Raw genomic sequence first — 18,331 nt, 5'->3', positions numbered from 1 at the left:
CTGTATTTATAAATCATAGTTTAAATTAACAAAAAAGCCCAAATCTCTCGACTTGGGCCCATTTTCAGATTTCATACTTTAGAATTCTGACTTTACTTTTTGCTTTCCGCAACCGCATGATGGGCTGCTCTCGCTGCAAAAGCCATATAAGTCAAAGAAGGGTTTTGCGTAGAAGTGGAAGTCATACTTGCTCCATCTGTCACATAGACATTTGGGACCGCATGAAGCTGATGATTCCCATTTAACAAGGAAGTTTTCGGGTCTTTTCCCATTCTTACGCCGCCCATCTCATGGATATCCAATCCCGGCTGACGATGATCGTCATTCACACGGATATTCGTAAATCCTGCTTTCTCAAACATCTCTGACATCTGCTCCTGATAATCCTTGATCATCTTTTCGTCATTGTCATCATAATCCACGCTAATTTTTAGCTGTGGCATACCGTAAGGGTCTTTTAGGTCAGGATCCAAAGCCACATAATTACTTTCCTTAGGAATAGTCTCTCCCATCATATGCGACCCCACATACCAAGGCCCATATTGATCTGGGTTCAGTAAGTTGTTTTTCAGATCCATTCCGACGCCTTCCGTATTTGGTCTAACGCCTCGGCTTGCTGAGAAACCAGCGGCATAACCCCGCAAGAAATCCGTTTCCTGTTTGTACACATTTCGGAATCTTGGAAAATATCCACTGGTTGGTCTTCCTCCGGAAGTCGTGTATTCTTGGTACCCTTCATATTGACCAGAAACTTGAGCACGGTAATTATGGAATGCCACGTATTTGCCAAGCAATCCATTGTCATTTCCTAAACCGTTTGGAAAACGATTGGAAGTGGAATTCATCAAAATCAGGTTGGAATTCAAAGCGGCCGCATTCAAGAAAATCACCGGTGCATAAAACTCTTCCATTTCCTTGGTATGCGCATCGATGATTCTTACTCCGGTTGCTTTTCCTGCTTGCTCATCATAAATAATGGAATGAACCACCGCATCGGGTCTCAATGTCAGATTCCCTGTTTTCAGAGCCCATGGAATGGTAGATGAATTGGAACTGAAATAACCTCCAAATGGACATCCTCTTTGACACAAGTTTCTGTTTTGACAAAAAGCTCTGCCTTGCGCTGTAAATTCTGGTCTAGCCTCATGAATATGGGCACATCGAGAAGAAATCAAATGACGGTCGTTACCATAAGTTTTTTTCAACTGCTCCTGAAAATGCTTCTCAACTATATTTAGATCATATCCCGGAAGAAATTCCCCATCAGGCAAATTCGGTAATCCGTCTTTGTTACCTGAAACTCCTGCGAATTTTTCCACATGGCTATACCAAGAAGCAATATCCTTGTATCGAATCGGCCAATCCACTGCAAACCCATCCCTTGCCGGTCCTTCAAAATCAAAATCTGACCAGCGCTGAACCTGTCTGGCCCAAAGCAAAGACTTTCCTCCTACCTGATAGCCTCGGATCCAGTCAAATGGTTTTTCTTGCACATAAGGATGCTCGGCATCTTTGACAAAGAAATGTTTGGCATCTTCACGAAAGGCATAACACTTACTGACTACTGGATTTGCTTCTTTTTCCGCTTGGGTAATTTGCCCACGGTGTTCAAATTCATAAGGAAGCATATTGGTTGTCGGGTAATCTTTGTTGTGCTCGACATTTCTACCTCGCTCCAGCATCAGGGTTTTCACCCCAAGGTCGCAGAGTTCTTTTGCTGCCCAGCTACCACTGATTCCTGAACCAATCACAATGGCTTCGTAAGTACGTTCCTGTTTATCTTTGATATTTAAATTAGCCATTGATTCTTGGTTTTTGAATATCCGAAATCAACACAGAACCATTGTAGGCACCTGGAATTAAAGAATAGGGTATTACTTCGGATTGAATGTATTCTGAGGCCATGTAGCCTTGAATGGTAAATCGCTTGGTGGTATTCAGGAAATAAGAGATTGCCTTGTTTTTTAGCCCCTCTTCAGTTTCATCTCCTTCTAAGGCTTGCCCTGAAAGGACTACGCTTTCTTTTTCTTTTGTGGCAAGGGATGTGAAATTGTTTCCCTGAGCGCTTTTCACATAGGAAGGGAAATTTTTTAAGCCTTCGGTAAATTGCTTTTGCTGTTCTGAATTCATGCAGTCATTGACCATGACCAAAATAAAATCAGGAACTTCTATATCCAAAGCACCTTTGATTTCACCTGCTGGGATAATGGTATTTGAGATTTCCCCCAATAACTGCTTTTGAGACTGGGTAACTTGCAAATTTTTATAGGCAGCCAGGATATCATCCGAGCTAAAATCGCAGGAAGGGATAAAAGCTAAGCCTCCTGAGATTAACGCCAAATGCCTGAGCGCAATTCTTCTGTTCATAATTCTATTATTTTGGGTGAGGTATTTTCGGGCAAATAATGTAACCAAAAAGCCATAATAATTCTATTCATTTATGACTTAAGGTAAAATTCGCCTTCCTCACCAAGAAAAATTATTTCGTCAAAACTCCAAGCTCACCGAAAGTCGCCCCGTTTCCATCTGCTGTTTTGGTCGCCTTCAACCGAATATACCGGGTATTTACTGGGTCAAATCTTACCAATTGCTCGATAGGACTATTCACGATATTAGAGAATTCACCAGAAGCCATGGTCTCCCAATTGCTTCCGTTTTGACTCACTTGGAACTGGAAATTGGTTATGATACCACTTGGATAACGCGCCTGCATCGGCATATAACTAAAGCCTTGGATTTCTATAGTCTGCCCCAAATCAATCGTCAGCATGCCATTTTCACTTGTGAAATAGCTGTTGGAGTTTTCATCAATGGCCTTCATATCAGCTGTTCCTATTGCCTTCCAGCCTGCTTTTGGCAAATCCAAATCCAAACGAACTGGGTCACTCATTTTCTCCGTGGCAGGATCATAAGAACTTGCCAGCAAAGTGGTAGCTTGATTTACAGGAATTGGGGAACTGTAGGCTTGACTTTCTTTGGTTGGAGTGCTGCCATCTAAGGTGTAATACAATTCCAAATCAGTATCGGGAGCAGTCAAAGTCACTTCACCGGAGGTTGAACGCTTAGTCGTGGGAGGGAGTAACAATTTTGGCGCATGGTAAATCCCAACCTCAGCAATTACAGGGACATCCTTTGCATCTAAGAAATTAACTCTGACTTTTTGAGCCTCCACATCTGGAAATCTCAAAATCCGCTTATGCCCTACTGTTGTGGCTTCTGTAATTTTCTCCCAGTTTCCATTTACTTCTTTTTCTAAAGAAAAAGCCTTGATGCGCTGTCCTAAAACAACATATTCCTGAATCAGAAGCCTGTTGAAAACAGTTGGTTTACCAAAATCTATTTCAATTGCTCCGGAAGTCTGACCATCTGGAACAGACCAATAAGTTTCATAAGCCTCATCTTGAACATTTTCTGCCTGATAATCTGATCCTCTTTCAACTGAAGCAGTGACAACTGCCTGGGAGACCAAATTCACAGCAAAATCTTCTTTTATCTTTTCTCCCAATTTCAAAATAGCTTCCTCATCATTTTCATGAATCAACCCACGAGTATCGACCGGGAAATTGATTAGCAAAGAAGTGTTTCGCCCAATACTATTGTAGTAAATATCGACCAAGTTGGCCAAGCTTCTGACCTTATGATCTTCATAAGTATGGTAATACCATCCCGGACGAATCGAAACGTTGGTCTCAGCAGGCACCCAATGCGTCCCATTTTCCTGACCAGGTGCATATTTCTGAGGGTAATCAGGCATCCCTGCATAGACAGAATCTCGCATCAAATTAGCCCAGTTCGTTTCAAAGGCCTCTCCATGCTCATTACCAACCCATCTTACATCTGGACCACCATCACTGAACATCACAGCATTTGGCTGTAATTCTCTTACTAGTTCATAGACTTCCGGCCAGTTATAATAGGTCAGTTTATCCACTTTTCTGGTTTCATTGGCTCCACCATAATACCCATCACCTCCATTGGCTCCATCAAACCAGACTTCAAATATTTCTCCATAATTCGTCAGCAACTCGGTCAACTGATTTCTCATGTAAGTAATGTATTCTGGCTTCCCGTAATCGGGGTGATTTCTGTCCCATGGGGAATAATAAATCCCAAATTTCAACCCGTATTCCTTACAAGCTTCCGATAAATCCTTGATCAAATCTCCCTTTCCATCTTTCCATGGGCTGTTTTTCACAGAGTGTTCTGTGTATGCTGAAGGCCAAAGCACAAAACCATCATGGTGCTTTGCCGTGATAATTAAGCCTTTCATACCTGCTTCACTGGCTACTTTTGCCCATTGTCTGGCATCTAGCTCAGTAGGGTTAAACTGTTCCGGTTTTTCATCCCCAAAACCCCATTCCCGATCAGAGAAAGTATTCATATTGAAATGTAGGAACCCGTAATATTCCAGTTCTTGCCATGCAATTTGACGAGGTGCTGGAGTGGGTTCAACAGGTGCTGGGGGAGTGCCTTTTTCTTGACAATAACTTAATACCAATGCCAAAAATGGCCAGACATACTTTTTCATGAATTCTGATTTTGAGGGAGCATACTACCTAAAATACCTTAGAAAATAAAGAAAAAAATATAAGAAGAGCGAGATAGTTTTTCGAAAAAATAATAAAAGAAATTAGTTTTTCAGTTTTTGCACTTTCTTTATCTTTGAGAATACGATTTTACCTGCCCTATTATTTTGATGAGTTCCCCATTTGTTCAAAAACAAAGATTCCTTTTTTATTGGCAATCACCACATCCAGCAATCCATCTTCATTGATGTCTTGCGCCACCACATTCAGCCCCACACCTGAATCATCATCAATTTGGTGGGCTACCCACCTCGGGTTTGCCCCAAGTTCATACTCAAACCAATACAAATAAGCTGGCTCCAAAGCCCCGGTTCCTTCCCTCATATGGGCATAAAATCGTTTGCCTGTAATGAAATCTTTTTGACCATCACCATTTAGATCTTCAAAGGCGACAGCATGGGTTTCAGACATCTCCTCAGTAAGCAAATGCCTATCAAATTTTTGATTGGAACCATCCCCTACATTTTCGTACCACCAAACTCCTCGCTCATGAGCAGAAGCGGCAAATACATCCATGAAACCGTCTTGATTGAAGTCAAACGAATACATGTGTGAAACAGGCTCACCCAAATTGGATAGGTTCCAGTTCCAATCCTTTTGAGTTGGATCGCCTGGGTTTTCCCACCATCCTTCACGGATAACCACATCAGGTTTCTCATCTCCATTCATGTCTGAATAACCTAGACCATGTGAAAAATTCTCACTTCCCGGTGTTCCCGGCTGACTTATTGTATATTTTTCCCACTCTGTTTCTCCTGGTTTTGTAGGAGCTTTCAGCCAAATCATTTGTTTATTGGCCACATCTCCACAAAGAATATCCTTCCTTCCGTCCCCATCTATATCCACAAAATTCGGGGACTCATTCCCGACGGTTTCGTGGATCATGTGAACTTTCCAATGACCCTCCATTCCCTTTGGATTTTCATGCCAATACACTGCTTTCCCAGGAAAGTCCACCCGTATCAAATCAACCCAACCGTCAAGATTTACATCCAGATCGAAATTCAACATCGAGTTGCTCCATTCTTTTTCAGCCACAAATAATTTCGGCTCATAAATCTCATGCTTTTCCCAAGTGGGCGCTTCAAACCAGAATGGCCCAGCCATCACATCTAATTTCCCATCATTATTAACATCTCCCACAGCAACTCCCTCGGATACAAAATCAGAGAATAATATGGTTTTTTTGAAAGGAATATCCTGACTTTTATCTCGATCGGCCATCAATTGAGCTTCACAGAAATGGCTTATACCAAATCCTAAACATATCAGGAAAACAACTTGATTTTTTCTCATGGTTTTTGGGTAAAGAGTCCGTGATATTCAATAGTTTTTTAATTGAGATGACACTTTGACTGGGTACTGAGACTGCCTACTGTTCACTTTATTTTTGAGTCAATAAAAACCCAATCAATGCGTCAAAATCCTCTTCTGAAATGGTCTCATTAAAATTATCAGGCATCAAAGTGTATTGAGATACTTTCTTCTCTTTGATATTTGATTTGGCAACTGAAAACTCCTGCCCCCCAGCATTTGCATAAATCTCCTGTTCACCTTCCTCTCTTCTAAACAAGCCGCTGAGCACCTTGCCATCTTTTGTGGTAATGGTATAGGTTTTAAATGCCTGAGAAATATTTCTGTTCGGATCCAAAATCTTTTCCGTCAACGCCCTTCTTCCCCAGTTGCCAATTCCATCCAGTTGCGGACCAATAATGCCTCCCTGACCTTCAATTTGATGACAAACCGTGCAGGTATTGATAAAAATCGCTTTTCCTTTTTCTATGTCTGGTTTAGGGACAAACCTAGCCAAACGAGCATCAATCAGCTCTTGTCTTTCTTCAACAACAGAAGCCATTCCTCCAGTCAAAGCTTCATAGGATTGAATTTGAGCAGGGTTCATTTCCGAAAGCAATTGCTCATTTACGCGTCGATCCAAAAGCACTCTAGGTGAAATCATCCCTTCCTGTGCAGCTTGAAGCAAGCTATTTCTTCCCGGATTAGAGTTGACAAATACCGTAGCTATTGCTACTTGTAAGCCATTTGGGGCTTCTTGAAGGGCTTCATTTAGCATGGCTAAACTTCCTGAATAAGACGAAGCTCCAATCGCTTTGGCCAATTCTTCCCGGAAAGCAGGATCCGAATCCTTGTCCAAAAGTTTACTTTCTACCAAACTCGCATTCCCTGAAGGATTCAACTCCATAAGAGCTTGAGCAGCCATCGCCCTGGGACGGTTTTTTGCCCAGGAAGAATTTAATAAATCCCGAAGACCAGGCTCGTAGGAATCCAGCTTATTCTCTTTTGCAATCTGGGTCGCAAACTCCTGCTGTCTCGCTATTTCCTCATAGTATTCATATTCTTCATCTGCATGTGCCGAAGGCTGATCTTTGATGGCTGTAGGCTTATTTTCCAGATTTTTTAGAAAATCTCCTGCAAAAGATATTGCCCAATTTTTCATTTGATTATTGCCTGCATTTCCTCCACGCTGCCCTAGTCCTGACTGAATGGTTAGGTATAATGAATACTGAGCGGCAGGATCGTTTTTAAATTTCTCCCGAATAAAAGAGATAGCTTGATTTAGCTGTGCTTCTGGAATGTACCTTCCCACATGCTCCAGATATGCCACGGTACGATCATGACTTGGATTTTGAGTTTTCAGATTGGCGAAAATAAACTCTGAAGCCTTTGACGATGGCACATCAGTCATAGCATCCATCAACACCGAAGCATCTTCAGTGCTCCAGTTTTGAGTAACGGTCTGATCCAAAATATCATTCTCCCTAAGATGTTCCTGCAAGGCAATCAATAAGGTGTACTTCAAGTGTGTATCACTCATCGGAGTTTTTTCCACTGCTTCTATCAATGGCTGAATATCCATCTGATCATGATGCTTGACCAACACATCAGCCGCCGCACGTTGCGTATGCGGATCTGAATTTTTAAGTCCTGCTAAAGCCAGCTTTTTATAGTCCTCTCCCAAGGTAGGATACTCACCCAAAATCCGAAAAGCATGAACTCTCAACTCTTGATCTTGACTTTCTGCTGCTTTTCTCAACTCATCAAAACTTAAATTATTCAACCTTTTTAACACCCAAAGTGCATGGACTTTCTGTTTGGAATTGGTTTTTGAATCTGCCAAAACTCCTTTCGTCGGCGCAATGGCGTCTTGGCCAGAATAATCTACCAAACGATTCGAAGCCAACATTCGATGATGAAAAATCTCACTTCCCAATCCTTCTACCAACTCATCTATGGTTGCCTGAGACCAATCCGTTTTATCTCCCGACTCACCTTTGTAAGTGATTCTCCAGATTCTTCCGCTTTTTCTATCCCTTCCCGGATGGTCTAAAGGCACTTCGTAATGCCCAATAATGCGGTTATAAAAATCCGCGATATATAAGGCTCCGTCAGGACCAATTTTGATATCCACAGGTCTAAACCAAGGATCCTCACTGACCAAAAAATCTTTCTCCTTGATCGCCTGAGGTGTAGAACCAATGTATTCTACTGAGTTTCTACTCACTCGACATGCTACCACATCGCCAGAAAAGAAACTATTGCGATACTCCTCTGGAAAATCCAACCCCGTGTAATACTCCAAGCCTGAAAGTGCCGTAGACCCAATTTGGTAATCCATCATTTGCGGACCAAAACCAAGTCCAGGAGATTTTTTGCCGAAATGAGGATAATCGCCTTGATTGATAATTTGGTAAATCGGCATCGAATGGCAATCCGCTGAATAAATATATCCTAAATCATCTACAGCATAGCCAAAGGGATTAACCCTGCCATAGGTAGTTTGCTCAACTCTGCTCCCATCAATCTTAAATCGAAAAGTATTCCCTGAAGTCATATGAATACTATCCCCATCTGCTCCTGCGATATGAGAGGTATTTCGAAAACCGTGGGAAGAATGGATCCAACCATCGATTCCCCGCATAAAATTATTGATCATCCCATGGGTGTCTTCGTGCCCAAAAGGTCCCAAAAGCACCTTTTTCTCATCGTATCGATCATCTCCATCCTTGTCTTCGAAAAAATAAATATTCGGAATACTGTATGCGACTGCTCCACCTTTCACTGGCATGATGCCAATTGGGATGTTTAAATCACTGGCAAAATCCGTGAATTTATCGGCTTTCCCATCACCATCTGTATCCTCTAAAATTGTGATTTTATCCGTCCCCGAACCTGTAGAAGCCTCATAAGGATATTCAATTGAATGGGTCACCCAAAGCCTTCCTTTGTCATCAAATTCCATGTTGATAGGCTTGGTAATATCCGGTTCGGAAGCATAGAGGTTTATTTCAAATCCAGGGGGCAAATGAAATCCTGCCATTTCCTCTTCAGGTGTCTGATAATCCGTAACGCGGATATGATCTTTGAAAAGTTCGGGGTCTATGAAGGAATCTGGATCGTATTCTTTTTGCTCTTTAGGTTGGCAAGCAAATAAGAATGTAAATCCTAAGAAACATAGGAAGGTAGATTTCATCGGCAAACTGGATATTTTGGGTCGAATAGGTTTTTATACCAATAAATTTTATCTCAGTATAAAAACCCATAGAAAGTATCTTATTTCACCCTATTTTCCAAACAATTAGTCTCATCCCGCTTCAATTTACACTCTTGACAACCTATTTAAGAAGTCTGAATGAAACCTTTGTCTTAAAATCTGGCTTTACTCTCCAAGATTCCTTTTATTTTTCCATTATGAAACAACTCTTACCATTGGTTTTCCTGTTCCTGGCTTTTCAGGTTCATGCTCAAATAAATATCCATGTGGTGGATCAACAGACCGGAAACTCGCTGAAAAACGTGCGTGTAAAGGCAGGAAATTCTCCAATTGTCAATTCAAATTCAGAAGGTAAAATAACTTTAGACTTTACTGAATCAACAGAAATCATCTTTGCTTTAGAAGGTTATGAGACCTTGTCAAGAAATTTTGAGCCCGGTGATCATGAGGTTCACTTGACCCCTATTAGCATTAACCTAGCTTCTGTCACGGTTTCTGCTTTTGAGTCAGAAAGACCCTTATTAGAGCAATCCTCAGCAATAGCAATCGTCACTGAGCGAGATTTTAACCGATTCAACGAAACTTCCATTGTCAATTCCTTTAATACCAAACCCGGAATACGAATCGAGGAAAGAGCTCCAGCTTCTTACCGGGTTTCCATTCGAGGAAGCTCCCTGAGAGCTCCTTTCGGCGTCAGAAATGTGAAAGTATATTGGAATGATGTCCCTTTCACCGCTCCAGATGGCACCACACCATTGAACCTTCTTGATCTTAGTAATATTCGGGCGGCAGAAATCATCAAAGGTCCTTCAGGAAGTATTTATGGAGCAGGAAATGGCGGAGTAGTGGATTTGAGAAGTCAAGCCGAGCCTCAAGGAGGAAAAATAAGCACAGACCTGATGACGGGTAGTTTTGGCCTAAGCCGCTATAGATTAGCGCTGAATCAGCCCATTGGAAATGGAGGGATAGAGGCCTCTTATGTTCGCCAAAAATCGGATGGGTACCGGGAGCAATCTGCCATGGACAGAAAAGTATTTCAGTTGGGAGGATTATTTAAAGCATCTGAAGCGCAAGAAATCCGAACCCAACTTTTGATTTCAGATTTGAATTATCAAATCCCTGGAGGCCTCAATGCGGATCAGGTAGCTGAAGACCCTACACAGGCCAGACCTGGGTCTGTAGAACAAAACAGCTCCATAGCCCAGCAATCAGTTTATGCTTCTTTGGGACATTTGTACCACTTCTCTAATGCCACATCTAATAACACCACTCTTTACCTTACTACTACTGACTTCGAAAATCCATTTAACCTGGATTATAAAAAGGAGCTTAGCTATGGTTATGGTGGTAGAACCAAATTCACAATCAACACCCAGCTAGGAGGTAAAGACTTAAGATTAATCGCTGGTGCTGAATATCAAACAAGCAGAACGGAAGCCCAAAATTTCGGGAATCGGGGTGGAGTCGCAGACACCATCCGATTTGCTGACAAACTTAAAGCAAGTCAAGGCTTCCTATTCCAACAAGCGGAATGGCAAGGCAGCAAAGAATTACTAATTACACTAGGCTTAAGTGAAAATTTCTCAAGTTTTGAAATAGACCGACAAATTGATGCCTCTGGAGGGCCAATTGGACTACAGAAAAGAACTTTTGATCCTATTTTGGTGCCTAGATTGGCTTTTAACTACCGCATCAATGAGTCATCCTCCCTGTATTCTTCCATAAGCTCAGGGTTTTCACCACCAACAATTGATGAAGTACGAACAAATGAGGGAAGTTTAAACCTTGACTTGGAGGCCGAAAAAGGATTAAATTCTGAGCTTGGTTATCGACTTGGTAAGGATCGCCTCAATGTCGACGCTACGGTTTTTTACTTTCAGCTCAAACAGACCATCACAACTTATACTAATGAGCAGGGAGTCGTACTCTTCCGAAATGCTGGAGCCACGGATCAAAAAGGAATAGAACTAGCTTTGGATTATACACTGATTCAAAACTCGGATTCTTTCTTCAGCAACCTGCAAATAGGCACAGCATTTACAGGGCATTATTTCAAATTCAAAGACTACCAGAATAATGACAATGACTATTCCGGAAATGATTTGACGGGAGTCCCTCCTAATAACTTGATTACTCGACTGGATTTGAGAACCAAACCCGGGATTTATCTCAATTTCACCCACCAGTTCACAGATGAAATCCCATTAAATGATTCTAATACGGTTTATCAAGACGCTTATAATTTGGTGAATCTTAGGTTTGGATGGGCCAAATGGCTTGGAACATCATGGGAGCTGGAAGTTTTCGGAGGAGTGGACAATTTACTGAATGAAAGCTACTCCTTAGGAAATGATTTAAATCCATTTGGAGGCAGGTATTACCAGCCTGCACCTACCAGCAATTGGTATGGAGGAATCAAAGCAGCATTCAATTATTAAGTGTAAATTCTAAGTTCATTTAAAGCCAGCCAACATGAAATCAGTTTTCACCTATTTTCTTTTAGCATTTATTATCACCCTCCCTTGCTTTGCACAGGAGGAAGGGTCTGAAGTTCCAAAAGTCAACAGGGAACCTATTCAATTTGAAAAAACATTTTCAGGCACATTCAACGGTCAAAATATAGAATATAAGTCTGTGATGGGGGAAACTTTCCTTCGCAATTCCAAAGGAGAGGTTACTGCGGGGCTATGGAGTACTTCTTATATTCGAACAGGAGTGGAATCCTCCAAGCGCCCCGTCACCTTTATTTTCAATGGAGGTCCAGGCTCAGCTTCCGTTTGGTTGCATATGGGGTTCTTTGGGCCGAAAGTGGTAAAAACTGACAGTGATGCCAAAATAGATGATGGAGCTGCACCATACACATTTGTAGACAATCCACAGGCACTGTTAGATATCACCGATCTTGTCTTTATTGATCCTATTGGAACAGGTTTTAGCCAGGTAGAAGGAGTTGGTAAGAATGAGGATTTTTGGGGATTGAATGAAGATGCGAGATCTATTGCTCAGTTTATGAGAATTTGGGTCACAAAACATGGTAGATGGCAGGCTCCAAAATTTATTGCAGGGGAAAGTTTTGGCACCACCCGTGCAGCAAAAATTGCAGAGGTATTGGAAGGTGGTGGACAAACCATGGCATTGAACGGCATCATTTTGATTTCGCAGGCTTTGGACTATGCAGGTTCCTCCTCATGGGCCGATAATTTGACTTCCTTTTTCACTTATTTGCCTTCCATGGCTGCCACTGCTTGGTATCATAATAAAGCAGGCGAAGGGAAAGAGCTGGAAGACTTTGTAGCTGAAGCGCGTGAGTTTGCTTATGGAGATTACCTTACCGCACTATATAAAGGAGAATTACAAACTGCCGCTGAAAAATCTACTATTGCCGATAAATTAGCCTATTTCACAGGACTTGATAAGGATTATATTCTCCGATCTGACAATCAAATTTTAATGCATCGATTCAAAAAAGAGCTACTTAGAGAAGAAGGAAAAGCAATCGGGACTCTTGATGGACGCTACCTAGCTACTGAGACAGATCAATCTTCCGAAGGCCCTGTCTTGGGAGATCCTAGTAGTTATATGACTGGAGCTGCCTATACAGCAGTCTGGAATGATTACCTCCGAAGCGAACTCGGAGTAGAAATGGATAGACCTTATTATTCTTCAGCCGTAGGAATGGGTGGAAATTGGAATTGGAAACCTGTTCCTGATGGATCCTATTGGGAGCCAAGCTATGTGAGTACGGCAAGATCATTAAGTGAGGCCATGCACAGAAATACGGCCATGCAAGTTTTGGTTGCCAATGGATACTATGATTTAATCACTCCATTCTTTGATGCAGAGTACACCTTTGCAAGGCATGACTTCCCTCAAGACAGGATTCAAATGACTTATTATGAAGCAGGTCACATGATGTACAACCACCAGGAGGATTTTGATGCTTTAGCAAAAGATATCAGAGAATTTATTTCGAAGTTAATCCCATAAAAATCTTTCCATTTCCCTGAACTTTTATACCCTAAAAACCGATTTGAGGTAAAGAATAAATATAATAGACATGCAGAGACCTGATTTCAATATTGAAGAAGTCAATAAAATAATCCGTGGGCGTAGATCCATGTTTGTGGCACAATTCAAGGAGAATGACCCTATCGATGATCAGATCATTGAAGAAATGTTAGAAAATGCCAGATGGGCACCAACTCATAAGCTTACGCAACCTTGGAGGTTTATTGTTTACAAGGGAGAAGGCCTAAAGACTTTTGGAAAATACCAGGCAGAACTATATAAAAAGAGAGCTGAAAAAAATGGAACCCCATTTATTGAAGCTACCTATGATAAGTTTCTAAACAATCCTCAGAAAGCCTCTCATGTAATCGCGATTTTAATGAAGAGATCTGAAGGGATCCCTTTAATGGAGGAGATTTCGGCAGTAGCGATGGCTGTTCAAAACATGTACCTGACAGCATCTGCTCATGGATTAGCGGGGTATTGGGGAACAGGCGGACCTACGTTCTGGCCTGAAGCAAAAGAAGATTTCGGACTTGAAGGAGAAGATATGTTAATGGGCTTCTTTTATGTTGCAAAGCCCGCCATAGAGAATTGGCCAGCAGGCAAAAGAGATTCGATGGATGAAAAAGTAGCTTGGATAACTGAATAACAAAAAAGGCCGGTCAATGACCGGCCTTTGAATTTTTACTACTTGAAAATTAGAAACCTACGAATGCTGGAGGCTCAACTCCTTGTACACGAAGATAAGCAATAGCAGTACCTCTATGATGTGTGCTGTGATCCATTAACAAAGCCATCACTTGTCTTCCAGACACGTTATTTCCAAATACATCTTTCTTTTCAGCCATTTGCTCTGGGCTCAGTCCAGACATGACACCTTTACCATAATCGTAGCATTTTCCTACGTATTCTGCTAGTTCCGCCTTACTTGCAGATTCTAGGTTGATGGTAAAACCTGGATCTCCACCTCCTAAAAACCCTTGTGAAATTCCTACGATGGCATTACCAATGTGGTGGATTTGCTCTTTAAAGGACATTGCTTCTGGATCTGTCTTATAATCCATTCCTGAATCAGGCATTTTTGCTAATACATCTAATGTATACTTTTTGCTATTATCCCATTTCATCATAAATTCTTCCACTGTAGTTTGAGCGGAAGCAACTTGTGTCATCATTAAGAAAAAAGTTGCAAAGGCAGCACCTGAAAATAATCGTATTATATTTTTCATCGACTTTAGGGTTTGATTTGTCTGTTAAATTTCAACTATTCTCAGATCATTTCAAACCTAATACCTAATTTTAAGCCATGCGGAAAATTTATTTGTTGCTTCCAATCTTCTTTATTCTGATTTCTTGTCAAGAGTCTTACTTGCCAAAACCTCCCGGATATAATAGAATTGACCTTCCTCCACATGACTTTAATGAATTACAGGAAGGATATCCATACACCCTTGATTATTCAAAATACAGCCGGGTAGAGGCTGATTCATTTAACTTGGCTGAAGAAGATTGGATCAACTTGCACTATGTTGACTTCGGCGCCAAAGTTCATTTGACCTATAAAAAGATTGGTGGAGATGTAACTTTTAGAGCCTTATCAGAAGACGCCTTTAAGCTTACTTCCAAACATCAAGTGAAGGCCTATGGTATCCAAGAGGCTGTGACGATTACTCCTAATGGGTATTCTGGAGTGGTAGCAGAACTTACCGGCGAAGTTCCCAGTCAATTTCAGTTTTTCGTTACTGATTCTACGGATAATTTCCTTCGGGGAGCTTTATACTTCAATACAGCCGTAAAAAATGATTCGCTTGCTCCTGTGATAGAATACATCAAGGTGGACTTAGCCCACCTGATGAATTCCGTCAAATTTCAAAATTAATTAAGATTTTTCCAGGCTCTAACGATGATTACCGTACAGATGATCGAGATTACAGCCCCGATTATTCCTCCCAGCATGTTGCTGTAGATAAAGAATCCTGTAGAGAATAAAGCTGAGTAAATCATCACTGTACCGACCAACATCAGTCCAATTTCCTTTGGCAACTGACCAATTTCTTGCTTTTCGGCAGGGAATCTATCCAATACTTTCTTCCATCCATAAGCAGCAGGCTTTACTTTTCTATAGAAAGATAGAAGCACCTCATCTTTTTCTGGCTGTGTGAAAAAGGTCACCAATAACCAACCGATTGTAGTAATACTTACACTATAGATCAGCTTTAGATAAGACTGTTCTTCAGGAATGGCTATCAACTCCAGATTAGGATTAATGACTTCAAAGAAAATTGCAACGGCAAAGGAAATGATCATTGCAGAAATTTCTGTATACGCATTAATTCTCCACCAAAACCATCTTAGAATAAATATCAAACCTGTTCCCGCACCTATTTGAAGCAAAATATTAAAGGCGTGAATGGCAGATGATAGTGCCAAAGCCAAAATTGCTGATAAGGTCATCAAGACAACCGTGGAAATTCTACCTACTGCTACCAATTGTTTATCAGTAGCCTCTGGCTTAATGAACCTTAGGTAAAAGTCATTCACAATATAAGATGAACCCCAATTGAGGTGAGTAGAAAGCGTGGACATAACTGCCGCAATCAAGGAAGCTAAAACAATCCCTATCAAACCTGTTGGCAAATAGGTCAACATGGCTGAATAAGCTAAATCATCTCCCAATTTATCTACAGGAATATTTGGGAAAGCCTCCTGTAAATCTGAAATATTCGGATAAAGTACAAGAGATGACAAGGCAATAATAATCCATGGCCAAGGTCTTAAAGCATAATGAGCAACATTATAAAATAAGGTAGCGCCCATAGCATTTTTCTCATCTTTTGCAGAAAGCATACGCTGAGCGATGTAACCGCCACCTCCAGGCTCAGAACCCGGGTACCAAGTTGCCCACCATTGGATGGCAATAGGTAAGATGAATAATGGAATATAGACGTTAGGATCCTCGAAATCCGGAAGGAAATTCAATTTATCAGACACATTTTCATGAGCTAATAAATTACTTAAAGATCCAATCTCAGGTAAGTCAAGTATAAAATAAGCCGCTCCAAAAGAACCGATCATTGCTATGAAAAATTGAAAAAAGTCTGTTAGAAGAACCCCTTTCAATCCACCCAAGGAACTATAAATCACTGTCACGACGGAAGCGATCAAGAGTGTTTGCACAGGGCTTAATCCCAGCATGACTCCACCGATCTTAATAGCAGCAAGTGATACAGAGGCCATTATGACCACATTAAAGAACACCCCCAAATAAATGGCTCTAAATGCTCTTAGGAATGCAGCTCCTTTTCCAGAGTATCTTAATTCATAAAACTCTAAATCTGTGGTTACCTCTGATCTTCTCCAAAGTTTTGCATACACGAAAACCGTCATCATACCAGTAAGCAAGAACGCCCACCATGCCCAGTTTCCAGCTACACCGGTTTTTCTTACAAAATCAGTCACCAAGTTTGGTGTATCTGCAGAAAATGTTGTTGCCACCATGGATACGCCTAGCAACCACCATGGCATATTTCTTCCAGATAAAAAGAATTCCTTTGCAGAACTACCTGCAGTTTTGGCGGTGAAAAGTCCAATTAACAGTGAGATAACAAAGAAAGCGGCAATGATGCCCCAGTCTAAGGCCGTTACATTCATAGGGTCGGGTTTTTAAACTTTATTTTCTTCATTTTTTTAAATAATGAAAGAAACTTAATTAATATTTTTCACTAAAGTATTTATTTTTTTTTAACTGTGAGGAAAATATTCAGAATAAAGCATAAAAGCTCAAGAATTCCATCTCCAAATCATTCTTTTGACTTCCGGACAATTCACCTATTTCAAAAGGTGGAATTCCGAATATTACCCAAATACTAAGAAAGAAACTTCAAGCAATGACTTTTCTTTACAAAGATTATCAGTCGCTTACAGCCTCATCTTCAAATGGCTAGGTAGTTTAAAGCTAATTTTTTATAATTTTTCTTTTCGACGAAAAAATATTCACTTCATTATAGGTTTATTCTAAGGAAACAAAGAATGGACTTCTTGAAAAGCATCCATGCTTCAAAACCTTTTGAATGACGCGAATGAGAAAGCTATTTTTTTCACAAGTTTTGGATAAATCTTGCTTTAAAAATTAGCTTTGCAGGATGAACAAGGAGTACATTTCTACAATATTGAATCAATACGATTTTTTAAAAGGTCAAGAATTCGAATTTCAAATATTCGGGTCTGGATTGATTCATGGCACTTTTTTAATCGAAACGACACAGGGAAAGTATATCCTTCAAGAGTTTAACAATTCCGTATTTTGGTATCCAGAGAGGATAGCGCATAATCACCTTATTTTAAGTAAACAAGGTAATTCCTCCACGCTTCCCTTTGCACTTCCCCTCCCGAGACTCAATAAAACAGGAAACTCTTTAACCCAAATTGAAGATAAGCTATTCCGACTTTTCGACTTTGTCAAAGGAGAAACACTTCAAGAAATTAATACTCCTAATCAGGCCTTCATAGCGGCCAAAGCCTATGGGATTTTTGCAGAATGGGGGAAAAATATTCCAGCGGAAGAACTACAGGAGTCAATTCCAAAATTCCATCATCTGGACTGGAGATTTGAAAACTTGGAGAAAGCGGCTAAGGATAGTTCAGGTTTAAATGAGGAAGAGCAGGAACTTCTAAATTTCTACCTGTCACAAAAGCCTTTGGTAGAGAAATACCTTCATTTCTCCCAGACTTGCCCACTCCGGATCACCCATAATGACACCAAAATCAATAATTTGATCTTTTCAGAAAGTTTAGACGAAGTTGCCGCAGTCATTGATTTGGACACTTTGATGGGCGGACTGTTACTTTTCGATTTTGGAGACTTAGTTAGGACCGTAGCTTGTTCAGAGGCCGAGACCAGTCAAAACTGGGACAATTTATCTTTAAAACCTGAAATTTTTGAAATACTTCTAAAAGGCTATTGGGAAGGGGTTTCCAAAATGGCAACAGAAGAGGAAGCCAAATCATTATTGATCGCGGGCGAAGTGATGACCTGTATCATGGGATTGCGATTTTTGACCGACCATCTTCAAGGCAATGTGTATTATAAGGTTCAATACCCAGAGCAAAATTTCCATCGAGCTAAAAACCAAATGATATTTCTTGAGAGCCAGCAAAATCAAGCGGAAGCTCTAGAATCCATCTGGAAAAAAATCACAGGTCTGGAAAACTGAATTGAGACATT

General features: G+C 40.8%; 12 protein-coding genes. 5 read left to right on the top strand and 7 right to left on the bottom strand.

The annotated features are described in order from the left end of the window. Positions 1-92: 92 nt before the first annotated feature. The 5 genes from ALPR1_RS02760 to ALPR1_RS02740 form a co-directional block, all read right to left on the bottom strand. Positions 93-1,802: a GMC oxidoreductase gene (locus ALPR1_RS02760; RefSeq protein ID WP_008198264.1), complete on the bottom strand. Its 1,710-nt coding sequence runs from the start codon at positions 1,800-1,802 to the stop codon at positions 93-95. Continuing rightward, positions 1,795-2,367, bottom strand: coding sequence for a gluconate 2-dehydrogenase subunit 3 family protein (locus ALPR1_RS02755; protein WP_008198263.1), 573 nt, complete (start codon positions 2,365-2,367; stop codon positions 1,795-1,797). Before ALPR1_RS02755 ends, ALPR1_RS02760 begins: the two co-directional genes overlap by 8 nt. 112 nt (positions 2,368-2,479) lie before the next feature. Continuing rightward, positions 2,480-4,528, bottom strand: coding sequence for an alpha-L-fucosidase (locus ALPR1_RS02750; protein ID WP_008198262.1), 2,049 nt, complete (start codon positions 4,526-4,528; stop codon positions 2,480-2,482). Between the two features lie 160 nt (positions 4,529-4,688). After that, positions 4,689-5,882 carry an FG-GAP repeat domain-containing protein gene (locus tag ALPR1_RS02745; protein WP_008198261.1) on the bottom strand — a complete coding sequence of 398 codons (1,194 nt, stop codon included), beginning with the start codon at positions 5,880-5,882 and terminating at the stop codon, positions 4,689-4,691. An 88-nt stretch (positions 5,883-5,970) separates the two neighbouring features. Continuing rightward, the gene (locus ALPR1_RS02740; RefSeq protein ID WP_008198260.1) at positions 5,971-9,075 is read right to left on the bottom strand and encodes a PVC-type heme-binding CxxCH protein; all 3,105 of its coding nucleotides are present in this window, start codon (positions 9,073-9,075) and stop codon (positions 5,971-5,973) included. 218 nt (positions 9,076-9,293) lie between these two features. Between ALPR1_RS02740 and ALPR1_RS02735 the strand changes: the two genes are divergently transcribed. The 3 genes from ALPR1_RS02735 (at position 9,294) to ALPR1_RS02725 (ending at position 13,756) form a co-directional block, all read left to right on the top strand. Further along, positions 9,294-11,534, top strand: coding sequence for a TonB-dependent receptor (locus ALPR1_RS02735; RefSeq protein ID WP_008198259.1), 2,241 nt, complete (start codon positions 9,294-9,296; stop codon positions 11,532-11,534). Positions 11,535-11,568: 34 nt separating this feature from the next. Continuing rightward, positions 11,569-13,083, top strand: coding sequence for a S10 family peptidase (locus ALPR1_RS02730; protein WP_008198258.1), 1,515 nt, complete (start codon positions 11,569-11,571; stop codon positions 13,081-13,083). A gap of 70 nt (positions 13,084-13,153) precedes the next feature. After that, a complete protein-coding gene (locus tag ALPR1_RS02725) occupies positions 13,154-13,756 on the top strand; it encodes a nitroreductase family protein (RefSeq protein WP_008198257.1) in 603 nt (200 codons plus the stop codon). A 49-nt stretch (positions 13,757-13,805) separates the two neighbouring features. On the opposite strand, the gene ALPR1_RS02720 is transcribed toward ALPR1_RS02725, so the two are convergent. After that, on the bottom strand, positions 13,806-14,336 hold the full coding sequence (locus tag ALPR1_RS02720) for a DinB family protein (protein ID WP_008198254.1): 531 nt from the start codon (positions 14,334-14,336) through the stop codon (positions 13,806-13,808). 77 nt (positions 14,337-14,413) lie between these two features. On the opposite strand from ALPR1_RS02720, the gene gldD reads away from it, so the two are divergent. After that, a complete protein-coding gene (gene gldD / locus ALPR1_RS02715) occupies positions 14,414-14,986 on the top strand; it encodes a gliding motility lipoprotein GldD (RefSeq protein WP_008198252.1) in 573 nt (190 codons plus the stop codon). On the opposite strand, the gene ALPR1_RS02710 is transcribed toward gldD, so the two are convergent. After that, entirely contained in the window at positions 14,983-16,758 is a 1,776-nt protein-coding gene (locus tag ALPR1_RS02710; protein WP_008198251.1) for a sodium:solute symporter family protein, read from the bottom strand. The two genes, gldD and ALPR1_RS02710, sit on opposite strands and share 4 nt — an antisense overlap. 491 nt (positions 16,759-17,249) lie before the next feature. On the opposite strand from ALPR1_RS02710, the gene ALPR1_RS02705 reads away from it, so the two are divergent. Further along, positions 17,250-18,320, top strand: coding sequence for a phosphotransferase enzyme family protein (locus ALPR1_RS02705; protein ID WP_008198250.1), 1,071 nt, complete (start codon positions 17,250-17,252; stop codon positions 18,318-18,320). Positions 18,321-18,331 lie beyond the last annotated feature (11 nt).

The sequence above is a fragment of the Algoriphagus machipongonensis genome (assembly GCF_000166275.1).
GTDB classification, from domain to species: Bacteria; Bacteroidota; Bacteroidia; order Cytophagales; family Cyclobacteriaceae; genus Algoriphagus; species Algoriphagus machipongonensis.
This window is presented reverse-complemented; position numbering and strand designations above follow the sequence as displayed.

Excerpts from the sequence above, each read along its gene's own strand:
- ALPR1_RS02755 (WP_008198263.1), bottom strand. The coding sequence starts at position 2,367 with ATGAACAGAAGAATTGCGCTCAGGCATTTGGCGTTAATCTCAGGAGGC.
- ALPR1_RS02710 (WP_008198251.1), bottom strand. The coding sequence starts at position 16,758 with ATGAATGTAACGGCCTTAGACTGGGGCATCATTGCCGCTTTCTTTGTT.
- ALPR1_RS02725 (WP_008198257.1), top strand. The coding sequence starts at position 13,154 with ATGCAGAGACCTGATTTCAATATTGAAGAAGTCAATAAAATAATCCGT.
- ALPR1_RS02720 (WP_008198254.1), bottom strand. The coding sequence starts at position 14,336 with ATGAAAAATATAATACGATTATTTTCAGGTGCTGCCTTTGCAACTTTT.
- ALPR1_RS02740 (WP_008198260.1), bottom strand. The coding sequence starts at position 9,075 with ATGAAATCTACCTTCCTATGTTTCTTAGGATTTACATTCTTATTTGCT.
- ALPR1_RS02735 (WP_008198259.1), top strand. The coding sequence starts at position 9,294 with ATGAAACAACTCTTACCATTGGTTTTCCTGTTCCTGGCTTTTCAGGTT.
- ALPR1_RS02705 (WP_008198250.1), top strand. The coding sequence starts at position 17,250 with ATGAACAAGGAGTACATTTCTACAATATTGAATCAATACGATTTTTTA.
- ALPR1_RS02760 (WP_008198264.1), bottom strand. The coding sequence starts at position 1,802 with ATGGCTAATTTAAATATCAAAGATAAACAGGAACGTACTTACGAAGCC.
- ALPR1_RS02730 (WP_008198258.1), top strand. The coding sequence starts at position 11,569 with ATGAAATCAGTTTTCACCTATTTTCTTTTAGCATTTATTATCACCCTC.
- ALPR1_RS02750 (WP_008198262.1), bottom strand. The coding sequence starts at position 4,528 with ATGAAAAAGTATGTCTGGCCATTTTTGGCATTGGTATTAAGTTATTGT.
- gldD (WP_008198252.1), top strand. The coding sequence starts at position 14,414 with ATGCGGAAAATTTATTTGTTGCTTCCAATCTTCTTTATTCTGATTTCT.
- ALPR1_RS02745 (WP_008198261.1), bottom strand. The coding sequence starts at position 5,882 with ATGAGAAAAAATCAAGTTGTTTTCCTGATATGTTTAGGATTTGGTATA.